Annotated in this window: 20 protein-coding genes and 1 pseudogene; 9 read left to right on the top strand and 12 right to left on the bottom strand. The window is 51.6% G+C overall.

Annotated features, from left to right (window positions below; all coding sequences use genetic code 11):
* From R2K26_RS13000 to R2K26_RS12985, 4 genes are all read right to left on the bottom strand, one after another.
* A complete protein-coding gene (locus R2K26_RS13000; RefSeq protein WP_316522255.1) occupies positions 1-684 on the bottom strand; it encodes an antirestriction protein ArdA in 684 nt (227 codons plus the stop codon).
* Positions 681-1,016 (bottom strand): hypothetical protein, encoded by a 336-nt coding sequence (locus R2K26_RS12995; protein ID WP_316522253.1) that lies wholly within the window; start codon positions 1,014-1,016, stop codon positions 681-683. The genes R2K26_RS13000 and R2K26_RS12995 overlap by 4 nt, the downstream gene beginning before the upstream one ends.
* Positions 1,017-1,219: 203 nt before the next feature.
* Positions 1,220-2,134 (bottom strand): ParB/RepB/Spo0J family partition protein, encoded by a 915-nt coding sequence (locus R2K26_RS12990; protein ID WP_316522521.1) that lies wholly within the window; start codon positions 2,132-2,134, stop codon positions 1,220-1,222.
* Positions 2,118-2,942 carry a ParA family protein gene (locus R2K26_RS12985; RefSeq protein WP_316522248.1) on the bottom strand — a complete coding sequence of 275 codons (825 nt, stop codon included), beginning with the start codon at positions 2,940-2,942 and terminating at the stop codon, positions 2,118-2,120. Before R2K26_RS12985 ends, R2K26_RS12990 begins: the two co-directional genes overlap by 17 nt.
* 171 nt (positions 2,943-3,113) lie before the next feature.
* On the opposite strand from R2K26_RS12985, the gene R2K26_RS12980 reads away from it, so the two are divergent.
* Complete coding sequence (locus R2K26_RS12980) at positions 3,114-4,028, top strand: Fic family protein (RefSeq protein WP_316522243.1); 915 nt, start codon at positions 3,114-3,116, stop codon at positions 4,026-4,028.
* Positions 4,029-4,506: 478 nt separating this feature from the next.
* Here the strand turns inward: R2K26_RS12980 and R2K26_RS12970 are convergent, their stop codons facing one another.
* Entirely contained in the window at positions 4,507-6,375 is a 1,869-nt protein-coding gene (locus R2K26_RS12970; protein ID WP_316522518.1) for an AAA family ATPase, read from the bottom strand.
* 213 nt (positions 6,376-6,588) lie between these two features.
* Positions 6,589-6,747: pseudogene (locus R2K26_RS12965) on the bottom strand (ParA family protein); the annotation flags it as partial.
* A gap of 344 nt (positions 6,748-7,091) precedes the next feature.
* Between R2K26_RS12965 and R2K26_RS12960 the strand changes: the two are divergent.
* From R2K26_RS12960 to tagD, 4 genes are all read left to right on the top strand, one after another.
* The gene (locus R2K26_RS12960) at positions 7,092-7,571 is read left to right on the top strand and encodes a manganese catalase family protein (RefSeq protein ID WP_316522515.1); all 480 of its coding nucleotides are present in this window, start codon (positions 7,092-7,094) and stop codon (positions 7,569-7,571) included.
* A gap of 374 nt (positions 7,572-7,945) precedes the next feature.
* Positions 7,946-9,103 (top strand): CDP-glycerol glycerophosphotransferase family protein, encoded by a 1,158-nt coding sequence (locus tag R2K26_RS12955; protein ID WP_316522240.1) that lies wholly within the window; start codon positions 7,946-7,948, stop codon positions 9,101-9,103.
* The gene (locus R2K26_RS12950) at positions 9,093-11,750 is read left to right on the top strand and encodes a CDP-glycerol glycerophosphotransferase family protein (RefSeq protein ID WP_316522233.1); all 2,658 of its coding nucleotides are present in this window, start codon (positions 9,093-9,095) and stop codon (positions 11,748-11,750) included. The genes R2K26_RS12955 and R2K26_RS12950 overlap by 11 nt, the downstream gene beginning before the upstream one ends.
* Before the next feature lie 3 nt (positions 11,751-11,753).
* On the top strand, positions 11,754-12,185 hold the full coding sequence (gene tagD / locus R2K26_RS12945; protein WP_176821403.1) for a glycerol-3-phosphate cytidylyltransferase: 432 nt from the start codon (positions 11,754-11,756) through the stop codon (positions 12,183-12,185).
* A 152-nt stretch (positions 12,186-12,337) separates the two neighbouring features.
* Here the strand turns inward: tagD and ybaK are convergent, their stop codons facing one another.
* Both ybaK and R2K26_RS12935 read right to left on the bottom strand, forming a co-directional pair.
* Complete coding sequence (ybaK, locus tag R2K26_RS12940) at positions 12,338-12,820, bottom strand: Cys-tRNA(Pro) deacylase (protein WP_316522228.1); 483 nt, start codon at positions 12,818-12,820, stop codon at positions 12,338-12,340.
* Positions 12,817-13,413, bottom strand: a complete 597-nt coding sequence (locus R2K26_RS12935; protein ID WP_316522227.1) for an SGNH/GDSL hydrolase family protein — start codon at positions 13,411-13,413, stop codon at positions 12,817-12,819. Before R2K26_RS12935 ends, ybaK begins: the two co-directional genes overlap by 4 nt.
* Positions 13,414-13,578: 165 nt before the next feature.
* Here R2K26_RS12935 and R2K26_RS12930 point away from each other — a divergent pair, with 165 nt between their 5' ends.
* Positions 13,579-13,734 carry a hypothetical protein gene (locus R2K26_RS12930; RefSeq protein ID WP_316522226.1) on the top strand — a complete coding sequence of 52 codons (156 nt, stop codon included), beginning with the start codon at positions 13,579-13,581 and terminating at the stop codon, positions 13,732-13,734.
* Between the two features lie 79 nt (positions 13,735-13,813).
* Here the strand turns inward: R2K26_RS12930 and gltA are convergent, their stop codons facing one another.
* The 4 genes from gltA to R2K26_RS12910 all read right to left on the bottom strand — a co-directional run bounded on the left by gltA (position 13,814) and on the right by R2K26_RS12910 (position 18,571).
* Complete coding sequence (gene gltA / locus R2K26_RS12925; RefSeq protein WP_316522214.1) at positions 13,814-15,229, bottom strand: NADPH-dependent glutamate synthase; 1,416 nt, start codon at positions 15,227-15,229, stop codon at positions 13,814-13,816.
* A gap of 2 nt (positions 15,230-15,231) precedes the next feature.
* The gene (locus R2K26_RS12920) at positions 15,232-16,074 is read right to left on the bottom strand and encodes a sulfide/dihydroorotate dehydrogenase-like FAD/NAD-binding protein (RefSeq protein ID WP_316522211.1); all 843 of its coding nucleotides are present in this window, start codon (positions 16,072-16,074) and stop codon (positions 15,232-15,234) included.
* Between the two features lie 263 nt (positions 16,075-16,337).
* Entirely contained in the window at positions 16,338-17,555 is a 1,218-nt protein-coding gene (locus R2K26_RS12915; RefSeq protein ID WP_316522208.1) for an iron-containing alcohol dehydrogenase, read from the bottom strand.
* A gap of 263 nt (positions 17,556-17,818) precedes the next feature.
* Positions 17,819-18,571, bottom strand: a complete 753-nt coding sequence (locus R2K26_RS12910) for a hypothetical protein (protein WP_316522205.1) — start codon at positions 18,569-18,571, stop codon at positions 17,819-17,821.
* A 247-nt stretch (positions 18,572-18,818) separates the two neighbouring features.
* Here R2K26_RS12910 and pyrH point away from each other — a divergent pair, with 247 nt between their 5' ends.
* The 3 genes from pyrH (at position 18,819) to R2K26_RS12895 (ending at position 20,918) form a co-directional block, all read left to right on the top strand.
* Complete coding sequence (gene pyrH, locus R2K26_RS12905) at positions 18,819-19,529, top strand: UMP kinase (RefSeq protein WP_176821411.1); 711 nt, start codon at positions 18,819-18,821, stop codon at positions 19,527-19,529.
* 83 nt (positions 19,530-19,612) lie between these two features.
* Positions 19,613-20,167 (top strand): ribosome recycling factor, encoded by a 555-nt coding sequence (gene frr / locus R2K26_RS12900; RefSeq protein ID WP_176821412.1) that lies wholly within the window; start codon positions 19,613-19,615, stop codon positions 20,165-20,167.
* A 19-nt stretch (positions 20,168-20,186) separates the two neighbouring features.
* On the top strand, positions 20,187-20,918 hold the full coding sequence (locus R2K26_RS12895) for an isoprenyl transferase (protein WP_316522201.1): 732 nt from the start codon (positions 20,187-20,189) through the stop codon (positions 20,916-20,918).
* Positions 20,919-20,921 lie beyond the last annotated feature (3 nt).

The raw sequence follows: 20,921 nt of genomic DNA, 5'->3' as shown, positions 1-20,921 counted from the left end.
CTATCGTTCCGGCTGCTCCGTTTGCCGTTTGACTTCGGCACGCTCCATCACAACAGGCGAGCTGATCCGATGTTCTTCGGGGATGCTCTCGATGTCGCCGTCGTAGATGTCCACAAAGTGGCCGCCGTTTGACCGTACATAGCCGTTATCCCCGAACACGCCGCCTTCTTCGTACCGAATATCGCGCCCAAAACTTTCATAGTCGATATAATTTGCCAGTGCGCCGAGGTTGCTTGTGTCGTAGCATCCGCTTTCCTCGATCCAGTAATAGCCGAGGTCGTAGTCATTCTGCACACCGGGCAGGTAATCAAAGCAGTCCAAATTCTCGGTCAGGTTGATCAGCTCCTGCATGCTGCCGGTGTTCTCGCCCAAGTCCAAAACCGCCTGCCAGAAATCGTCGCTCTCCCGCAGTTCCATGATCTGCCCGGCAAGGTAGTTCAATTCGCTCAGACTCTCGTATTCTCCGAGCACCTTGCCGATGGCCGCATCCGGGCAGTCATAGTCGGTGATGAACCATTCCTCATAGCGCCGCCCGATGCCGATGCGCTTGAAAACCGCCTGCATTTCTTCATTTGTCACAGGAAACTTCACCCATTCGCCCACCAAAAAGCCCTCGTTGTATTTGCCGAGGTTGGTGATAAAGGCTTCAAAGGCACAGTCCCTTGTATCTGCTACGTGCATCATTGCGTCCGTCCCTCGCTTTCTGCCATCAGGAATTGTCCGAACTCGGTAAAGGCGTACCAGTTCGTGCGGTCAAAGCGGCTCTCGTTGAATTGCCCTTTTGTGAGTACCCGCCCCTTGACCAGTTGTTTCAGGGCGTAGCGGATCTCGTCGTAGGACAGGAACGGGAAAAAGCCGGTCATCATCTGCACCGAACAGCGCACCCAGACCTTGCCCTCATGGAGCTGCGGCGATTCGGCACTTTTCTGCTCGATACACTTCCAAAGGAAGCAGGCCAGCACCGCCGCATTAACTCCGTATTTTTTCGCTATGTCCGCATCAAAGAAATGAACCATAATTTTTTCCTCCGTTCGTTCTGAAAAACAAAAGCGGCTTTTCAGCCGCCTTTCGGAAAATTTCTATACAGACCACCTATAGCTGTGATCTTTCTTTTTCGGGTAGTACAGGGAGTAACAGGGGGTGAGGTGTGGAGAGGGGGAGAAAGTTTGCGCAGCCGTTTCACCTCCGCAAAAGGGCAGACTTTCCCCAAGGCGTCCCGTTACCTTTCCTGATCGCGTCGGCGCTGCAAATGCCGATTGTAAAATTCCAGTGCTCGAATCACAAAATCAGTTTCCTGCCCTCGCGGAATCGATTTCGGAATGAGCCTCGTTATTCGCTCGTCGCGAAAAGCCTGCTTTTCGCGCTGGTTTGGTTTTTCCTCCTGCATAATGGAAAGGATGACTTCCTCCGTCAGCTTTCCGTCCCGACTGAACTCTTTCATTTTGATGGCCTGTGCAAGCGACGGCGTGCAGTCCTCGCACTCCATCGTGTCATATAGGCTCTGCTGCTGTTCTTTGGAGAGGTAGGAAAGCTCCACGGCGGGGCGGAAAGCAATCTTGCCGCTGTCCACCATATCAAGCACCGGCGGAATCAGTTCAGTCAGGCGAATATACCGCTGAATTTGTGATCTGCTGTCCGGGCTGCTTGCAGCCAGTTCCTCATTAGAACGGCTATCCTTTAACTTCGGCTCCAGTGGGGTCGAAGTTAAATCCGACCGCTGACCCTGCCGTTTTATGGCTTCCAACTTCATCTTGTAGGCAAATGCCTTTTCGGACGGTAAGATCGTTTCCCGCTGTAAATTGCTGTCCACCATGATGATCGTCGCTTCATCATCGGTGAGGTTTCGGACGATGCAGGGCATCTCGGTGATTCCTGCCAGCGTTGCCGCACACTTTCGCCTATGACCGGCAACCATCTCATAGCCGCCGTCCGCCTTGGGGCGGACAAGGGCAGGCACCAGCACACCGTACTGCTTTACGCTGTCTACCATCTCCGCCATAGCTTCGTCCTGCTTGACCTTGAACGGATGGCTGGGGAAATCGGAGATGTCGGCGGGATTCAGCGTAACGACCTTTTCAAGCTGCGCTTCCGCACGGCTTTCGTCGGTGGAGAACAGGTCATCGAGCGGCGTCATCCCTAAATCTCTCGGTTTTGCGCTCAAGCTCTGACACCTCCTTCGTCAGCGATCGGTATGCGGCGGCAACCTTGCCGTTCTTGTCGTGAGCAAAAATGCTCTTGCCTCGGCCGCTGGTTTCCGCGGCTCGAACGGAAAAGGGAATTTCCGTCCCGAACACACGGATCTTTTCGCCGTAGTGGGCACGCAGAGAGGCGATGATCTCCTTGGCCTCGTTGGTGCGGCTGTCCACCATTGTGAACAGGATGCCGTCGATTTTCAACTTTGGGTTGATCTGCCTTTTAACCTTTGCGATGGACTGCATCAGCAGGTCAAGCCCCTTTGCCGAGAGATACGATGGCTGGGACGGGTTGATTACGCTGTCCGCTGCGGCCAGTGCGTTGATCGGCATCATACCGGGCGACGGCATACAGTCAATGAGGATATAGTCGTAATGGGGCTTGACCGCATTGATATATGTCCGCAGCACGCTTTCCCGGCTCATGGTGTTGATCAGCCGGAGCTCCATGCCGGACAGTTCAATGTTCGCCGGGAGCAGGTCAACGCCCTCACCGTGATGCAGAATACCGCAGCTGTCCGGGATGGGGGTATCGTCGATCACATTCTGCATGATGTCTGCCAGCGTAACGGGCAGCTCATCCGGCTTCGGGTAGCCGAGGGAGAGGGTCAAAGAGCCTTGCGCATCTGCGTCAATGAGCAGCACCCGCTTGTTTTGCTGGGCAAGCCCGATGCCGAGGTTGGCGGTGGTTGTGGTCTTGCCCACGCCGCCCTTTTGGTTCGTCACCGCGATCACTTTGCAATTCGCCATATGGGTTTCCTCCTTCACATAAATTTAGCCGCCTGCGATGAAGCAGACGGCTATGTAATATTAGGAACGATATAAATTCAAATGGTTGTAAAAACGAATTGATATTATTCCGATAAGATGTTATACTATAAGCATAAGCGAAAAGAAAATGTTATGTAGGCGGTGAACGCAATGGAATATATGAAAGTCACACAGGCTGCGGAACAATGGGGGATTTCTGACCGTAGGATTCGTATTCTGTGCCAGCAGGGAAAAATTGAGGGCGTTATTCAAAAAGGGCGCTCCTATCTCATACCGTGCAATGCGGTAAAGCCGATTGACGGGCGCACCCTCCGTCATAAAACGGTATCGGAACAATATTTGCCGATGCTCTCCCGTATCGACAGTATAAAGGAACAGTTTGACCAGCGTCGCCCACTTACGACAGGTGAATTACAGCGATTGCAGGAAGAATTTTTGGTTGAATATACCTACAACTCAAATGCAATCGAGGGAAATACGCTGACCTTACAGGAAACTGCGCTTGTTTTAGAGGGAATTACGATCGATCGAAAGCCGCTGAAAGATCATTTAGAAGCCGTCGGACATAAGGACGCATTCCTTTATGTTCAAGACTTGGTGAAAGAAAAAGCTCCTTTTTCGGGGAGCATTATCAAACAGATTCACACGCTGGTTTTGATGGATCGACCGGAGGACCGCGGCGTTTATCGACGGATTCCTGTTAAAATTATGGGCGCATATCATACGCCGCCGGAGCCGGTTGTTGTTCCGGAACAGATGGAAAAGCTCGTAAAAGAGTTTTCAAAGAAAAAACTGCACCCGATTGAGAGTGCAGCGCTGTTTCATTTGAAATTTGAGGGTATTCACCCCTTTGTGGACGGCAACGGCCGCACAGGGCGTTTGATACTGAACCTGTTTCTTATGCAGAATGGCTATCCACCTATCAATGTGAAATTTGCAGACCGTAAACGGTATTATGAAGCATTTGATAGTTATTATCGTGATAACGATGCGGGGGCCATGGTTCAATTGATTGCCGAGTATGTAGAAGAAAGGCTAATCAGGTATATAGAAATTACGAATTAGGGAGGAATAGAAAATACGAGCACCATTGGTAAAGCCACGCTGCAGTCAGACGAAAACGGTTTGGTTACGCTTCAATGCGATAGGTGTAAAAGCAGATTCAAAATGGATTGAACTTATTTGAATGATGAACTAAGCGGGGATATTTGTTGCCCTGTGTGTGGAATATCAGAAGCGTTAAATACATTTTGGCCTCATGATCTACGGAGGATTGCCGCAGATCGTAAGTTTCCAGAGCGAACGACAGAAAGCGGACTGTCTGAAGAACATCTTTGCAAATGTCTATCTGAAGGATGTTATCGAAAGAAATAAGATTCAGAACGTGGATGAGATTGGGATTCTGGTTGATGTGCTTGCATCTGCAATCGGCGCACCGATCAACCCTTCAAAGATTGCAAATACCTTTGCCAGTGAGCGCCAGATGACTTATGCTAATAAAACCATCTCCAAGCATATCGACCATGGAAGTCAATCGCATAGCTTATTCGGTGTCGCTCAGCAGTTTGACATGCTTCTTGTAGAAAGAAACACCAACCTTGAAGAAGTGGGTAATGCCTTGTTGCTTCATCGTCGTGACATATTGCTGTTTTTCAATCTGTGCCAGAGCTTCCTTGGCAGAAGCCTCAAGCTCAGTGTCAATGCGAGATTCGGTAACGCCGTCCTTTAATACCTTGAGCTCTATGATAATACCCGGCATTTTATTGTTGTAGGGCCTTAGCTGAATGTCGTATCTGCCGTGGCCGGATTCCCTGTTGGAGTCCACATGATAGAGGTTATTCATGATCGCGCAGATCCCGAGGATAAGCCCGTGATAGAAATTCTCATGGGCATAGTCAAAGGAGCTGATGGAATTCAGCAGCAGCTTCTGCAGATTATCCTGCAATTTCGGAACATCCTGCTTTATAATGGCCTGTTGGATCGCAATAGCGGTTGATTGGGAGATCACATTCGTCAGTGCAGAAAGGATTTCTTTTTCATAGACATAGAAAATCTCTTTATTCGGTATGGCAATGTCGCAGATAGCATTTCCGTCGTGCAGCTCATCCTTTTTTACGACCTTCAGATAGCCGGCAGAAAGCAGGAAGCTATAGATCGTTGTCGGATTATTCCTGATTTCGGGATAAATAACAGAGGTGTCCACATAAGAGGAAACCATTTGTCCCTGCATCAATTTGCGGAGATTGTCTGCAGTCTCATCGTCTGCCTCTGCAACGATCTGTCGGATGATGCTGTTATCTCCCGTGGATTGCCAATAGGCTTTTGCCGAGCAATTCTCATCCATATAATTGAGAACAGACCAAGGGTTGAAAATATCCGTATCGCCAAATTGATAGCCGTCATACCATTCACAAATCTCCTCGTACTTATCCGTTCGGCCGTAATACTCCGTAATGCCCCGGATCTCGTCTTTGGTGAACCCGAAATATTCGCTGTAGCGATCTTCGAGAATGGAGTTTACCTTCAAATTGTTTAGGCCGCTGAAAATGCTTTCCTTTGCCACACGAAGAATGCCGGTCAGAAATCCATAGGAGAGGTTCGAATTATCTTTGAAAGCGCCGGACAGAAGATTACGCATAAAGCCGGTGATCTGTTCGTAGTATCCCTCCGTGTAGCCCTGCTGGATAGGTGTATCATATTCATCAATGATAATGACAGCGGGGCGGCCATAATGCTTATTGAGCATGTGCGAAAGCTCCAGGAAAGCTCTTGCCATACTAACTTCTGTTATCGTCCCGTCAACAACTTTACGGAAGTAGTTCTTCTCAAATTCATTGCATTTGTCACTCGTCAGCAAAGTATCGTGGCGCAGATACTCATTTGCAATGATCTCACGGATCGCCGTATAGGTCTGTTCCCATGTTGCAAACTTAATATCTTTAAAGGTAACGAAGATGACCGGGTATTTTCCTTGCTCACGGCGGTACTCCTCGCCGCAGCTCCAAATCTTTTTATTCTTGAAATACTTGGAGGTATCCGTGCTGCTAACCTCGAAGAAGGTTTTCAGCATATCCATTGCCAATGTTTTTCCGAAACGTCTTGGACGGGTAAAAAGAGAAACCTTAGGCTTGAAATCGATAAACTCCTTGAGCATCAGGGTCTTGTCCACATAATAGTATCCCGAAACCAATTCCTTGAAATCGGACACACCAATGGGTAAAGGCAATTTGGCGGTTGTTTTCATAGCTCGTGAAGACTTATTTCTGCGGCCATCCGCTGGTTTTTCAGCGTCATCAGGAATAAGCCATAAGCCTCCTTCCTTTTTCGCTCCCGCGATGCGTCCGTCTCTGCAAAGCGTGGTAATTCTTCTTTCGGTCAATTCCCAACGGTCAGCTGCAGTCTTAACATCCATATAGCGCACAAAAGATCCCTCCGTTCCTACTAATCATAACAACATTATAGCAGAAATTGACGTGGATATCAAGATAAAAAGAACAATACGATTGGTATGAAACTTGACGTTTTGAGTCGAATTTGCGGCTTTAATATAACATTCAAAAGAGGGCTTCTAAATGTATCTATGCCATTACTGAAGTGCTTCCGTGGTGTTATTCAGTTGCTTCGGATAGCCGAGGGAGAGGGTCAAAGAGCCTTGCGCATCTGCGTCAATGAGCAGCACTCGCTTGTTTTGCTGGGCAAGTCCGATGCCGAGGTTAGCGGTGGTTGTGGTCTTGCCCACACCGCCCTTTTGGTTCGTCACCGCGATCACTTTGCAATTCGCCATATGGGTTTCCTCCTTCACATAAATTTAGCCGCCTGCGGCGCAGCAGACGGCTATGTAATCGGGCAAATATCCAATTTTCAGCTTAAAATCAACTGCGGTAAATCGAGTGATTTTCGACTTTTCTTGAAGCAGTCGGTTGAAAAGTGCAAATCTGCTTGTCCGCAAACAGCAGAAACATATTTAACGGCGATCCTTACGCAGTTAACGCTCATACAGAAGCAACTGCATATAGATTTACAATTCGTTTTGGCTTCATTTCTTCGATGAAATCAGGTTTTTTTGAGTGCTCTGTATTATCGGGATCGCAGCGCTTTTTTACAGACTTAAATTCGGTAAGACTATGTATTTTAAGTCCAAAACTCAACTGCTTGTCCTTCGAACGAGGACACCGGAGCATTTCTGTCACGTATGTAGGCACCGAAGAACTCGCTCATCTCGAGATGGTGGGGACAATCGTGTACCAGCTGACGCGGAATTTGACGCAGGAGGAGATTCAAAAGCAAGGCTTTGATGCGTATTTCATCGACCACACGACGGGCGTTTACCCGGTAGCGGCCTCCGGCGCGCCGTTCAGTGCGGCGAGCATCGCCGTAACGGGCGACACGCTGGCAGACATCAACGAAGACCTCGCCGCCGAGCAGAAGGCCCGCGTAACGTATGACAACATTCTGCGCTTTGCGGATGACCCCGATGTGCGCGACCCCATCAAGTTTCTGCGCGAGCGCGAGATTGTGCATTACCAGCGCTTCGGCGAGGGTTTGCGCATCGCGACCGATCGGCTTGATTCCAAAAACTTCTACGCGTTTAACCCTTCGTTCGACTAAACAAAAACGGGCGGCACTTTTTCGGTGCTTGCCCGTTTTTCCTATGGCTTTACGGCGAGTTTGTGACTTTTTAGACGATTTTGACGCAGGATTAGGAGGCAAAATACCCTGAATTTTCCTGCGAATGCGACAAATTCGCGGGGGTTCGGGCGCAAATTTTTCCGTAGTATTACAAAGATTCAACGAAACGGCGAACTTTGCGGTAAAACACTGGCGATTTTCTGCACAGTGTGGTATACTAACTCTGTTTAATGCGGAAAAGTGCGGCTTTCCGCAACGGCAAAATTTGGCAGCGTGTGTTTGGGGTGCGGGCAAAGGCCGCACGCTATGCGCAAAAAATGGAACGGCGCTGCACAGAAAGGGGCGAAGCCTCTGTGAAAAAAAGAATATTGCTCGGGCTGATCTCCGTTTTCAAAGCGTTGTATAACGCCGTGTACGCCGTCATGAAGCTGCGCCCCATGCAGAAAGAAGTCGTTATGATCAGCCGCCAGTCGAACAGCCAGCGGCCGGATTTTGAACAGCTCGGCGCAGAGATCGAAGCGCGTGATCCCGGGGTGCGCCTTGTGTATCTCTGCCGCGAAATGGGCGATACGCCGTTAGAGCTTCTGCGCTATTGTTTCCATTTGCTGCACTGCGCCGCGGAGCTTTCCACCGCGCATGTGTGCATCATAGACGGCTATTGCATCCCGGTCAGCGTGCTGCATCACCGTAAAGAGCTGCGCGTGGTGCAGGTCTGGCACGCGCTTGGCGCCATTAAGAAGTTTGGCAGGCAGGCGCTTTCCGTGCCCGGCGGGCGCGATAAAGAGCTTGCGGAGCGCATGGGGATGCATAAGCACTACGATGCCGTGCTCTGTGCGAGTCACCGTACAGCAAAAGCCTATGAGGAGGCGTTCGGCGTTTCTGCCGATAAAATGCGCGTGACCGGTGTGCCGCGCGTAGATGCCATTTTGAAAATGAATCGCGCGCGTTGCCGCCGCCGCTTTTTCGCGGCCTACCCGGAGCTGCGCGGGCAGAAGATCGTCCTATACGCTCCCACATTCCGCGACGGCGAGCAAATGCCCGAGATTGAGCCGCTCATCACGGCGGCGGAAAAAATGGGTATGCTGCTCATCGTGCGGCTGCACCCACTCGACCGTGAGCGCTTGGAGCGCCGCTGTGTGCTGCCGAAATTCCGCGAGTGTCCGGAGTTCGGCACCTTCACGCTAATGGCAGTAGCAGACGCCGTCATCACGGACTATTCCGCTATTTCCATTGAGGCGAGCCTCATCAAAAAGCCGGTGTATTTCTACGTTTACGATTTAGAGCGCTACAAGGAAACGCGCGGCCTCAACTTTGACCCGCTTGCAGAGATGCCGCACTGCGCATTCACAAAGGCCGAGCCTCTGGTCGACTGTATCCTCCACACGCCCTACGATTACGAAAAGCTCACCGCCTTCAGAAAAGAATTCGTGGAGACGGATGACACGAACAACACGCAGCGCTGTGTGGATCTTATAATGACTTTCCTTACAGAAGGGATAAATGATAGATAAAATGAAGTCAGAACGTAATTTTGATTCGATAAAAGTCAGCGTTATCGTTCCTGTATACAACGTTGAAGCGTATTTGGAGCGTTGCCTTGATTCCTTAGTGAAGCAAACGCTGGAAGAAATGGAGATCATTGTTGTCAACGACGGCACAAAGGATAATTCGCAGGCGATCATAGACCGTTATGCCGCAGCATATCCGCAGAAGGTGATAAGCCTCATCAAAGAAAACGGCGGATTATCCGATGCGCGCAACTACGGTATTCCGTATGCGCACGGTGAATACATCGGCTTTGTGGACAGCGATGACTATTTAAACGTGACCATGTACCAAAAGCTGTACGACCGCGCCGCTGAAACGGATTCGGATATTGTGGTTTGCGGCTATTACGGCATAGACGAAAATACCGAAACGCGGCGCTTTTTCCAGCGCGGCAGCACGCTGGAGTTCGGTGTGAGCCTGCATGAAAACCCGAAGCTTCTGTACACAAATGCACCGTATGCCTGGAATAAAATTTACCGCCGCGCCTTATTTGAGCGCACGGGGATACGCTTCCCGAAAGGGAAAATTTATGAGGACATTGCGACCATCTACCCGCTGATGCTGCATGCCAACCGGATTTCCAAAGTAAACGAGCCGCTGTACTACTATATTCTAAAGCGTGAGGGCGCGATCACGGCGACATTCTCCGAGAACATCCTGCAGATGTATGATTCGCTCGCAATCATGAACGAGTACTATATTCGGGAAGGCGCATTCGAGGAGTTTAAAGAGGTGCTCGGCTTCATCAATTTGAAGCACACGATCCTGCGCTTCCGCGATTTTACGGCGTATAAAGATAAAGACCTGCAGTTTAAAGTCGTCCATAAGGGCTTTCAGCATCTGGATCACTATTTTGATGACTGGCGCAGAAACAAGGCGTTTTTTGACTTTTTCTTCTCCAAAAAACGGCTGATGGGCGCTTTGGCCAAGCATGAGTTCACGTGGTATCTTTACAGCATGATGCCGAATTCCGTGCTGCGCCTTTTGGGCAAAGCGGCAAAAACGATGCGCAAGGCTTTGACGGTTTTCTCAAAGCGCAGTTATTTGAATAAATACTACTACGTGCGCACGTGTAAAAAGAAGCCGCTTTGCGACAAGCAGGTGCTTTTTGAATCCTTCCACGGTACGAACTTAAATGATTCGCCGTTCGCAATGATGCGCGAGCTGGCAAAGGACCCGACGTTTACCATCTATTACACGTCGAAAAAAGAGTTGATGGGCGAGCACCGGAAGATATTAGATGCGTATGGGCTGAACCGTGTGCAGCTTATCCCGCTCGGCTCGAGAAAATACCAGAAGATTTTGGCAACGAGCCGATATCTTGTAAATAACGTGAGCTTCCCAACGTATTTTATCCGCCGTGAAGGGCAGGTCTATTTGAATACATGGCACGGAACGCCGCTGAAGACCCTCGGCAAAAAAATGGCGATGGGCATTCAGGATATGAGCAACATGCAGCGCAATTTCCTGCACAGCAGCTATCTTCTGCACCCGAACCGCTATACGATGGATCACATGATGGAAGATTACAACCTGAACCACCTCTATACGGGAAAGGTGATCCTGAGCGGGTACCCGCGCAACGCGATATTCTGGGATAAAGACGCGGCAGCGGCGGTGCGGAAGCAATACGGAATGGACGGCAAGGAAACCTTTGCCTACATGCCGACTTGGCGCGGCGCGATGAGCTCCGGCGCAAACAAAGGCGGGTACGAAGCGGAAGTGCGCGACCTGCTGACAAAGTTCGACAGCGCGCTGACGGATAAGCAGATCATGTACGTGAACCTGCATCCGCTTGTAAAAGACAAAGTGCCGATCGAAGGCTATAAGCACATTGTAAAATTCCCGGATGACGTGGACAGTTACAGCTTTTTGAATGCTGTGGACGTGCTGATTACGGACTATTCCAGCGTTTTTTTCGATTTTTCCATCACGCGCAAGCCAATCGTGCTCTTTATGTACGACTATGATGCGTACATGGCAGAGCGTGGCATGTATATGGATGTGCGCGACCTCCCGTTCCGCAAAATTTATACCATGAACGAAATGCTCGCATACCTGCACGAAAACGATAAACAGGCAGACGTGAACAGTGCGGCGTATGACGCGTATTATAAGATGTTTACAAATTACGATGCGCCGGATAATATCCGAAACCTGAACGATATGCTGTTCTACGGAAAAGCGCCGAAGTTTGAAGTGATCGATTATGCCGAAAACAAAAAGCAGCCGCGAAATGTTTATCTTGTCGGAAAGAACGACCATAAGGGTTGGGCGAAAGAGCTGGAACAGCAGCTCTGTTCCATGGAAGCGCCCGTAGCGGTTTTCCTGCGCAGGGATTTCAACGAGCTCACCCTCAAGGAGCTGACCGATAAATATAACGATTGGCTGGATTACACCGTGATCGATACGCAGATGTTCCTTTCTTTGCCGGAAAACATCAAGCTGTTTTTCAGCAGAGAGCGTAATAAGTATAATTGCGATGCTGTTTTCGCGCGGGAAGTATTCCGTATTTTGCCGCATCTGAATATTCAAAGTGTAACGGCAGGCGATGACTCTTACAGAAACCGGAGCATTGAGCAAGCTGTAAAAAACGAAAGGAAAGGCTAAAACATGAAACGAGTATTGACCTACGGAACATTTGACCTGCTGCATTACGGCCACATCAACCTTTTAAAGCGCGCAAAGGCACTGGGCGATTATCTTATCGTGGCGCTTTCCACGGATGAGTTCAACGCCGGCAAGGGCAAAAAAGCGTTTCACGATTATGAAACGCGCAAAATGATGCTCGAAGCCATTCGCTACGTTGACCTCGTCATTCCGGAGGAAAGCTGGGATCAAAAGATCAGCGACGTGAAGGACTACCATGTGGACGTAGTCGTTATGGGCAGTGACTGGGAAAACAGCGATCGCTTTGACTACCTCAAGGATTACTGCGAGCTCGTCTTCCTGCCGCGCACGCCGGGCATCTCCACCACGAAGATCAAGCACGACCTCGGCCTTGTAAACGAAAACGAAAATGCCGAAGCGCTCATGAACCACTGATTATACGCTTTCGCGAAAAGTTATTTATAAAAATAGCAGATATAAAACACGCTCCCGCTGCATATACTTTAAAGAAGTAAGCAGGGGAGCGTGAATTTTTTTGAGAAAAGTTAGATCAAAAGGTTTTTATCGCCGTTACAGTTCGCTATGTGTTACGCCGTCAAATCGACATACTCGCCTTTGACGAAGCCCAAAAGCTGATCCGGGTTTACGATGAGCTGCACGCCGCGCATACCGCCGCTGACGGCGATTGCATCAAACAGCATGGCGGTCTCGTCGATATACGTCGGGAACGCCTTCTTCATGCCCACGGGCGAGCAGCCGCCGCGGATATAGCCGGTCGTCGGCAGCAAGTCTTTCACGTGCAGAAGCTCCACGGATTTATTTTTGCTGGCTCTGGCAGCTTTTTTGAGGTCTAATTCCTCCGCTACGGGGATGCAAAACACGACAAACCCGGTCTTATCGCCGCGCGCAACGAGCGTTTTGAACACCGTCTCATACGGCATGCCCACGGCGTCTGCCGCGTGTACGCCCGCGAGATCGGTCTCCTCAAATTCGTATGTGCGCACCTCATAGGGAATCTTCGCGCCGTCCAGCATGCGCATGGCGTTCGTCTTTTTTACGCCGGAGCTCATGCTTCACCGAGCTCCTTCAAGATCATGTTGGCCGCCTGCTTTGCGCACTTGCGGTAGCCTTCCTCGGTCAGGTGCAGCATATCCGGGCACTTATAATAGTGCTCGCCTTCCTTGCACAGCGCGTAAAGGTCGTTCACCGGAATGTTTTCCTCTGCCATCAGCTTTTTGGCGGCGTCGTTATACAGCTCCACCCACTCGTTATTGTAGTTGATGCTGTCCGCCTGCGTGCCGGTGTTGTCTGCCGCCATGCCGGGCTCCAAAATCGGCGTGGTGGTCGCGAAGATGATTTTCGCGCCGTTTTCTCTGCACAGCTTGATGATGCGCTTTAAGAAGTGCACATATTCCTCAACGGGGTGCATGGCCTCTGTCATCGGAGCCTCAATGTTCATATCCCAGTAGCCGTTGTTCCAGTGTACCACGTCAAAATGACCGTGATGCTTGAACATCTGGTTCGCCTGCCACAGCGTGTACGCAGCGAAGCGGCCGTTGTCCTCGGCGTCGTAAACGACCTCACACTTGCCGTCTAACTCCTCTTTTACATAATCGTCATAGCCCATGCGAATGGAATCGCCGAGCAAAAGCACTTTTTTCATTCAGAAAACCTCTTTTCGGGTAGATTTGCCAATAGAATTATACTGCCAAAATCGTGAAAATTCAAGATGCTTTCGGCAGTATACAAAAGGACGTTGCGTTTCTCTGAAAAACGTGGTATACTCTGCTTGTTTTTCTAAAAGGATCGAAAAAAGGAGCTGTGAAAAATGGGCAGATACGATGAAATTTTGGTGCGTTTTATGGCATTTGCCGAGCGTGAGCCGCGCATTTTGATGGGCGTGCAGGTCAGTTCCGGCGTGCGGAAAGACCGCCCGGCAGACGCCTACACGATGCAGTGGGTGCGGAAAGCATTTGAAAATTAAACCCGCCAAACACAGCAAAACGGCACCGATGAAATCTGTCACCGGTGCCGTTCGTTTTTAGGTTAGGGGAAAAGCTGACTTACTTCTTTTCCTGAATGTACTTGTCGATTGCAGCTGCGGCGGTCTTGCCTGCGCCCATGGCGAGGATAACCGTTGCGGCGCCCGTTACGGCGTCGCCGCCTGCGTACACACCCTCGATGGAGGTGAGACCGTGTTCGTCCGCGATGATCTGGCCGCGCTTCTGGGTCTCAAGACCCGGGGTGGTGGCTTTCAGCAGCGGGTTCGGGGAAGTACCGAGGGACATGATAACGCAATCCATCGGAATATCGAATTCGCTGCCCTCAATGACGATCGGGCTGCGTCTGCCGGAAGCGTCCGGCTCGCCAAGCTCCATTTTTACGCAGCGAATACCGGCGACCCAGCCGTAGTTCGGGTCACGCGGGTCGGTGACGTCCGTCGGTAAAATCTCTACCGGGTTCGTCAGCGTATGGAAGATGATGCCCTCTTCCTCTGCGTGCTCCACTTCCTCCTTACGTGCCGGCAGTTCTGCCATGCCGCGGCGGTAGATGATGTACACGTTCTCCGCGCCGAGACGCTTTGCGGTTCTCGCGGCGTCCATGGCCACGTTACCGCCGCCGACGACTGCCACGTTTTTCGCGTGCTGGATCGGCGTAGTGGAATCATCGCGGTAAGCCTTCATCAGGTTGCTGCGGGTGAGGAATTCGTTTGCGGAGTACACACCCTTCAGGTTTTCGCCCGGGATGTTCATAAAGCGGGGAAGACCTGCACCCGTGCCGACAAACACGGCCTCGTAGCCGTACTCGTCCTTCAGCTCTTCAATCGTCAGGATACGACCGATAACCATATTGGTCTCCACCTTGACGCCGAGCGCCTTGAGGTTATCGACTTCCTTCTGCACGATGGACTTCGGCAGACGGAACTCCGGGATGCCGTACACGAGCACGCCGCCTGCAAGGTGCAGCGCTTCGTAAATCGTCACGTCGTAGCCCAGCTTTGCGAGGTCGCCCGCGCAGGTAAGACCCGCAGGGCCGGAACCGATGATGGCAACCTTGTGGCCGTTCTTCGGCGCGGTGATGGTGGCAACGGTAGCGTGTGCGTTGTGCCAGTCGGCAACAAAACGCTCCAGACGGCCGATACCGACCGGTTCGCCCTTAATGCCGCGCACGCACTTGCCTTCGCACTGCGTCTCCTGCGGGCAGACACGGCCGCAGACAGCCGGCAGGGAAGAGGACTGCGCAATAACCTGATACGCGCCCTCAAAGTCGTGCTCGGCGACCTTCTTGATGAACTCCGGAATATGAATATTGACCGGGCAACCGGAAACGCACGGCATGTTCTTACAATTCAGGCAGCGCTGTGCTTCGTCCAGTGCCATTTCTTCGGTATAGCCCAACGTGACCTCTTTAAAGTTCTTGTTGCGAACGTTCGGGTCCTGCGAGGGCATGGGGTTCTTTGTCATTCTCATGTTAGGCATGATCACTCAACCTCCTTCTTGAACAGGTTGCAGGCTTCCTCATAAGCGTGGCGCTCAAAAGGAGTGTAGCTGCGGGAGCGGCTCATCGCCTCGTCAAAATCGACCTCGTGGCCGTCAAAGTCCGGGCCGTCTACGCAGGCGAACTTCGTTTTGCCGCCAACGGTCAGGCGGCAGCCGCCGCACATGCCCGTGCCGTCTACCATGATCGGATTCATGGAAACAACGGTCTTCTGGTCGTATTCCTTTGTGGTGAGGCAGACGAACTTCATCATGATCAGCGGGCCGATGGCGATGACCTCGTCAAAACGCTCGCCATTTTCAAGCAGTGTCTTCAGCGGGGCGGTGACATTGCCCTTTTCACCGTAGGAGCCGTCGTCCGTCATCAGCGTGAAGTGGTCGGAGCAAGCCTTGAATTCGTCTTCCAGAATTACGAGATCCTGATTGCGGAAGCCGATGATAGAGGTGACTTCCGCGCCCATGGCGTGCAGCTCTTCGGCAATGGGCAGTGCGATGGCGCAGCCTACGCCGCCGCCGATAACGCAGACCTTCTTAAGGCCGTCTACATGCGTTGGTACGCCGAGCGGGCCTACGAAGTCGTGCAGACATTCACCTTCGTTTAAGTGGTTGAGCTTTTCGGTCGTTGCGCCGACAATCTGAAAAATGATTGTAACGGTGCCCTTTTCGCGGTCATAGCCGGCAACGGTCAGCGGGATACGCTCGCCGTTTTCGTCTACGCGCAGAATGATAAACTGGCCGGGCTTTGCTTTTTTCGCAATGAGCGGCGCCTCGATCTCCATCCGCGTCACCGTGGGGTTCAGCGGCTGTTTTTTTACGATCTTATACATACTTCAAAACCTTTCCCTTCAGGCATGTGCGCAGTTTGTGCGGTTTTGCCTAAGTTTTGTCTGTGTCGGATGCCGGTTTTGCAATTTTTGCCTTTAAAACCTGCAAACGATACTATTATATCAGAGAAATATCAAAATTACAACGGGAAAAGACAGGAAATCCCTGCCGTGCGGCGATTTCCGAAGAAATACCGGGCGGCAGGGATAAAATGTCCTTTTACCGGACAGATGCCCGGGATGCGTTATAGATTGTCTTTATAGACTTAGAAGTCAACTTCCGTGTCGTAGTAGCAGCACTTAAGCAGCTTTTCCATCTCCTCCTGGCTGGGCTGACGCGGGTTGGAACCGGTGCAGGCATCGGCGATAGCGTTCTTTGCAATCTCCGGCAGTCTCTCAAGGAAGACGTTCTCCGGCACAAAGCCGTTCTCGGTCGGGAAGCTGTCCGGGCCGTAGTGCTTGATGCAGTGCGGAATGTTCAGCTCATCGTTCATGTTGCGCAGGTATTGGATGAGCAGCTGTACCTTCTCGTCGTCGTTGCTGCCGCCGAGGTGCATATAGTCGGCAATGACACCGTAACGCTTCTTTGCGGTCTCGTCCTTTGCGTTGAACGCGATGACCTTCGGCAGGTACATAGCGTTTGCAGCGCCGTGGATGATGTGTGCGCCGTAATCGGCAAACGCAGCGCCGGTCTTATGTGCCATGGAGTGTACGATGCCGAGCAGAGCGTTGGAGAACGCCATACCGGCCAGGCACTGTGCGTTGTGCATGTTGTCGCGGGCGGTCATATCGCCGTTATAGGACGGGATAAGGTCCTTCATGATCATCTCGATTGCGTGGATGGCGAGCGGGTCGGTGAAATCGCAGTTTGCGGTGGAAACATACGCTTCAATCGCATGGGTCATAGCATCCATACCGGTGTGCGCAACGAGTTTCTTCGGCATCGTCTCGGCAAGGTCCGGGTCAACGATGGCGACATCCGGGGTAATCTCGAAGTCAGCGATCGGGTACTTGATGCCCTTCTGATAATCGGTGATGATGGAGAACGCGGTCACTTCCGTTGCGGTGCCGGAAGTAGAGGAAATGGCGCAGAAGTGTGCCTTCTGGCGCAGCTTCGGCAGGCCGAAGACCTTGCACATATCCTCAAACGTAACGTCCGGGTATTCGTATTTGATCCACATAGCTTTTGCGGCATCGATCGGAGAGCCGCCGCCCATCGCGATGATCCAATCCGGCTGGAACTCGATCATCTTCTGCGCACCCTTCATAACGGTCTCAACAGACGGGTCGGACTCAATGCCTTCAATCAGCTCGACCTCCATGCCGGCTTCCTTCAGATAGCCGACTGCACGGTCCAAAAAGCCGAAACGCTTCATGGAGCCGCCGCCTACACAAATAACAGCCTTCTTGCCTTCAAAATGCTTCAGTTCTTCCAAAGCACCCTTACCATGATACAAATCGCGGGGAAGTGTAAATCTTGCCATAAGTCTATCGCCCTTTCTATGTGAAGCAATTTATCGCAAAGCTCGGTGGTTTGCACCACCTAACTTCTTTTTACGACTGTATTGTATATCAAAATTTTTGATTTGTTAAGTGCTAAATCTGCATATTGATATTTCTATATCGATATACATGTACTAAAAATGAACGGAGTGTTAGGAAACTATTTTGTTGTGTTTCACAGAGAGTTTGATAATAAAATGTCACGCAGAAAAAATACACATTCTGCGCGACATTTTTAATTTGCTTATGAAATTTGTTTCACGGTGCGTATACTATATGTAAATACGGTATTGTCCTCGCGCGGATTCGGCACAAGCTCCGCCGTGAAGATTGCCTGCGGTTCCGCCTCGTTCTCGTCGCGGATGAGCGCTGCCGTCACGGTGTACACATCTCCGCTTTTCACACAGTCTTGTATGTCCACGGAAAAGCCGCCGCCGCTTATAGGCCGCGCATAGGTGTCGCTGTCCGCATCGTACGAAATCTCACCCGAAAGCGAGTCGGGAATATCCGGCAGGTCTTCATTTGCGGCGCTTTCGAATAGTCCGCTCACAATTTCTTCCATCACCCCGCGGGAGAGCACCAGCGCGCTGCCGGTCGTCTCTGCGCTGTAAAACGTCATGCCGCAGTTGTCCACCGCAAAGGCCGCGGTCTGCCAAAAGTAAACGGGATCATTCGCGTCAAACGCCATGCCGTTCATCTGCGCCAGAATATGTGCTTCCAAAAGCGGCGCCATCGCTTCAATCTCCGCGGTGATCTCTGCGTTTTCGCTTACCTCGTTGCTTTCCGGTGCGGGAGATGCGGTGGATTTTACCGTCGGCTCGGCGGTAGGCGATGCCGTTGCGGTCGCTTCGGGGGAAGGTGTCGGCGTTTCCGCTACGTGCTCTGAAGCCGCCGCGCTGCTCACACTTTGTGCGTGTTCCGCTGTGCCGCAGGCGGCCGCAGAGAGCGCAAGCGCCGCAGAAAGCACGGATGCTAAAATCGTTTTTCTAAGCTGCATGTGGTTTTCACTCCTTTCAGCCGTTTTTTAAGTATAAGACACTTTTAGCACAAAACTGTGAACGCCGTTTGAATTTCGTGCATTGTGCAGAAATTTTTCATTTCCGTGAACATTTCGGAAATACGCTTTACAAATCGGGGTCTGTCATGTAAAATAAGTATAAGTATAAATCTGTGCATTTGCAAATTGAAAAAATTGCGGGTGTGCGTCACAGGATATGGAATACTAAAGAATCGAGGATGAACGTATGAATCTCAAGTACAAAAGAGTTCTCTTAAAGCTCAGCGGCGAATCGCTTTCCGGCAAGATCGGTCACGGCATCGATTTTGACACCGTTGTCAAGATCTGCGAGCCCATCAAGAAGATCGTGGATATGGGCTGCGAGGTCGCCATTGTTGTGGGCGGCGGCAACTTCTGGCGCGGCAGAAGCAGCGGCAGCATGGACCGCACCCGTGCAGACCACATGGGCATGCTGGCTACGGTCATCAATGCGCTCGGCGTGGCGGACGGCCTCGAGCAGGTCGGCCTTGATGTGCGCGTACAGACAGCCATCGCCATGCAGGAGGTCGCAGAGCCGTACATCCGCAACCGTGCGGTGCGTCACCTTGAAAAAGGCCGCGTTGTCGTGTTTGGCTGCGGCACGGGTAACCCGTACTTCTCCACCGATACCGGCGCAGCGCTGCGCGGTGCAGAAATCGACGCCGAAGTCATCTTAAAGGCGACCATGGTCGACGGCGTTTACGACAGTGACCCGAAGAAGAACCCGAACGCAAAGAAGTACGATCATCTCACGTATATGGAAATTCTCAATCAGAACCTGCAGGTCATGGATATGACGGCCGCTTCCTTCTGTAACGACCGCGGCATCCCGTTCCTTGTGTTCAGCATTGAGGACCCGGAGAACATCGTCCGCGCCGTCTGCGGCGAAAACGTCGGCACGGTCATCACGAAGGACTAAAGCTTTTTAGGGGAGAAGCCTTGTGCGCCCTGATAAAGAGCACACAAAACGTATAATGAAATAACAGATAGGAGAATATACTTATGAAGGAAGTATTGGCAAAAGCAGAAAGCAAAATGGGCAAAACCATCGCGAGACTCGAAAGCGACTACGCCGCCATCCGCGCAGGCCGCGCAAACCCGGCTGTGCTCGATAAGGTCATGGTCGATTACTACGGCGCACCCACGCCGGTCAACCAGCTTGCAGCCGTTTCCGTTGCGGAGGCACGCGTGCTGACCATTCAGCCGTGGGACGGTTCCGTCTGCCGCGCCATTGAGCGCGCCATCCAGACCTCGGACATCGGCATCAACCCGCAGTCCGACGGCAAGACCATCCGCCTCATTTTCCCGCCGCTCACCGAAGAGAAGCGTAAGGATATCGTGAAGGACGTCAGCCACATGGCAGAAGAAGCAAAAATCGCCCTGCGTTCCATCCGCCGCGACGCTATGGAAAAGCTGAAGGCGATGAAGAAAGACGGCGAACTGACCGAGGACGACCTGAAGCAGGCGGAAAAGAAAACGCAGGAGCTGACGGATAAGTACGTAAAGCAGGCAGACGAACGCTCTGCCGCAAAGCAGAAGGAAGTTCTCACCCTGTAAGCAAAAGGAAGGCTCCGAAATGGCATTTGGAAGTAAAGAAAACAAAACGCCCGTGCAGGTGCCGGCACATATCGGCATCATCATGGACGGCAACGGTCGTTGGGCTAAAAAGCGTGGTCTGCCGCGTACGGCGGGCCACACGGCGGGCGCGCAGAATTTCCGCACCATCACGCGGTATGCATCGTCTATCGGTGTAAAATATCTCACGCTCTACGCGTTTTCCACGGAAAACTGGAGCCGCCCCGCTGAGGAAGTCTCTGCGCTGATGAAGCTTTTCCACCAGTACCTCGAGGAAGCGCTGCGCGACTTTATGAATGAGAATATCCGGGTGCGCTTTATCGGCGATATTTCCGCTTTTGCGCCCGACTTACAGGCGCTCATTCATCGCGTGGAGGAAGCGAGCAGCGTGAAGACCGGCATGGTGCTGAACCTCGCCATGAACTACGGCGGCCGTGCAGAGATCACCCGCGCGGCACGCATTTTGGCAGAGCGCGTCAAAAACGGCGAGCTTTCGCCCGAGGACATCACGGAGGAAACGCTTTCCGGCGCTATGTACACCGCCGGCCAGCCTGACCCGGATCTCATCATCCGTCCAAGCGGCGAAGAGCGCATCTCAAACTTCCTTTTGTGGCAGAGCGCCTATACCGAATTTGAATATCTTGATATTCTCTGGCCAGATTTCAAGCCGAAGCACTTGGACGAAGCCATTGAAAAGTTCAACAGCAGACAACGCCGTTTCGGCGGTGTATGATTT

Source organism: Neglectibacter sp. CSJ-5 (genome assembly GCF_032490475.1).
Lineage (GTDB): Bacteria > Bacillota > Clostridia > Oscillospirales > Acutalibacteraceae > Hominenteromicrobium > Hominenteromicrobium mulieris.
This window is presented reverse-complemented; position numbering and strand designations above follow the sequence as displayed.